Annotated in this window: 1 protein-coding gene; it reads left to right on the forward strand. The window is 68.1% G+C overall.

The features are described 5' to 3' along the window. The first annotated feature begins 126 nt into the window (after positions 1 to 126). Positions 127 to 1584 carry an NF041680 family putative transposase gene (locus tag ACIRGA_RS40845; protein ID WP_400952965.1) on the forward strand — a complete coding sequence of 486 codons (1458 nt, stop codon included), beginning with the start codon at positions 127 to 129 and terminating at the stop codon, positions 1582 to 1584. Positions 1585 to 1596: the final 12 nt, after the last annotated feature.

Genomic DNA, 1596 nt, shown 5'->3' on the forward strand with positions numbered 1-1596 from the left:
GCCTAGCTTGAGTTTTAACGTCTGAGCGGTGGGGTGGCACCCTGGTTGATCATGGGTGAAGCCCTTGGTTGATCATTCCTCTTGCGACAGAGGGAAAGATCGAGCCAAGGGCTTCAGTTGATCAGTGTGCACCATGTCCAGGACGCGGGTTCGGCCGGGGAACTCTCGGTGTTGCGGCAGGAGTTCTACCGGTGTCTGAGTCGGCGGGCGGACGCGTTGTTCGAGCTGACCGACGCGGTGCTGTGCGCGGACGGACCGGTCCGTTCGGTCGCGGAGCTCTCACTCACGGGCGAGCATCGCCGCGGGCATGGCAGCGGCTATGCCGCGCTGGCCCGGGGCCGGATCGAGGTCGACCGGTTACGCACCGCCTTGACAGCGGTGTCGCTGCCTCGTGCCGCGGACGGGCGGCTGGTGCTGGCGGTGGACGTCACCTGCTGGCTGCGCCCGGAAGCACACACGTGCCCGCAACGGATCCTGTGTCACACCTATGGCCGGGGCAAGGACCAGCACATCATGGTGCCGGGCTGGCCCTACTCCGTCGTCGTCGCCCTGGAAACAGGACGTCACTCGTGGACCGCGCCGCTGGACGCGGTCCGGCTCGCTCCCGGAGACGACGCCGCGAGCGTGACCGCCCGTCAGATCCGTGATGTCGTGGAAAGGCTGGCCCGCGCCGGGCAGTGGCGCCCAGGGGATCCGGAGATCCTGCTGGTCGCCGACGCCGGCTACGACGGACCCCGGCTCGCGCACGTGCTGGCCGATCTTCCGATCATCGTGTTGGTGCGGATGCGCTCAGACCGGGTGTTGCGCCGTCCCGCGCCCGCGCCGTCACCAGGCACGATGGGACGCCCCCGCCGTCACGGCGACGAGTTCGCCTTCGGCGCCCCAGGCACGTGGGGCCAGCCGGACATCACCATCGAGACCACGACCCGGCTCTACGGTCCAGCATTGATCCGGGCCTGGGACCGGCTGCACCCACGATTGACCCACCGCATCGCCTGGGCCGGCCACGACGGGAATCTCCCGATCCTGGAAGGCACCGTGATCCGCCTGGAGGTCGAGCGCCTGCCCTCCGGAGCGATCCCGAAACCCGTCTGGCTCTGGCACTCCCACACCAGCCTCACCCACACCGAGGTCGATCTGGCCTGGCAGGCGTTCCTGCGCCGGTTCGACATCGAACACACCTTCCGCATGCTCAAACAAACCCTCGGCTGGACCACCCCGAAACTCCGGTCACCCGACGCCGCCGACCGCTGGACCTGGCTCCTGCTCACCGCCTACACCCAGCTCCGCCTCGCCCGTGAACTCACCGCGGATCTGCGCCGCCCCTGGGAGAAACCCCGACCAGCCCAACGACTCAGCCCGTCACGCATTCGCCGGGGGTTTCGGAACCTGCGCCCGCAACTCGCCTCTCCAGCCCGTGTCCCGAAACCCTCACGACCCGGCCCAGGACGCCCCGCCGGACTCCCCAACCACCAACCCGCGCCACGCCACGACGTCCATACCGCGACCAGCCCAAACAGACAGAAACCCAGCCACAGAAAGAAAACCAAGTCCAGCAGCCCGCGACCCCGCCGAACAGGTTAAAACTCAAGCTAG

The organism is Amycolatopsis sp. NPDC102389, assembly GCF_044765885.1.
Classification (GTDB): Bacteria; Actinomycetota; Actinomycetes; order Mycobacteriales; family Pseudonocardiaceae; genus Amycolatopsis.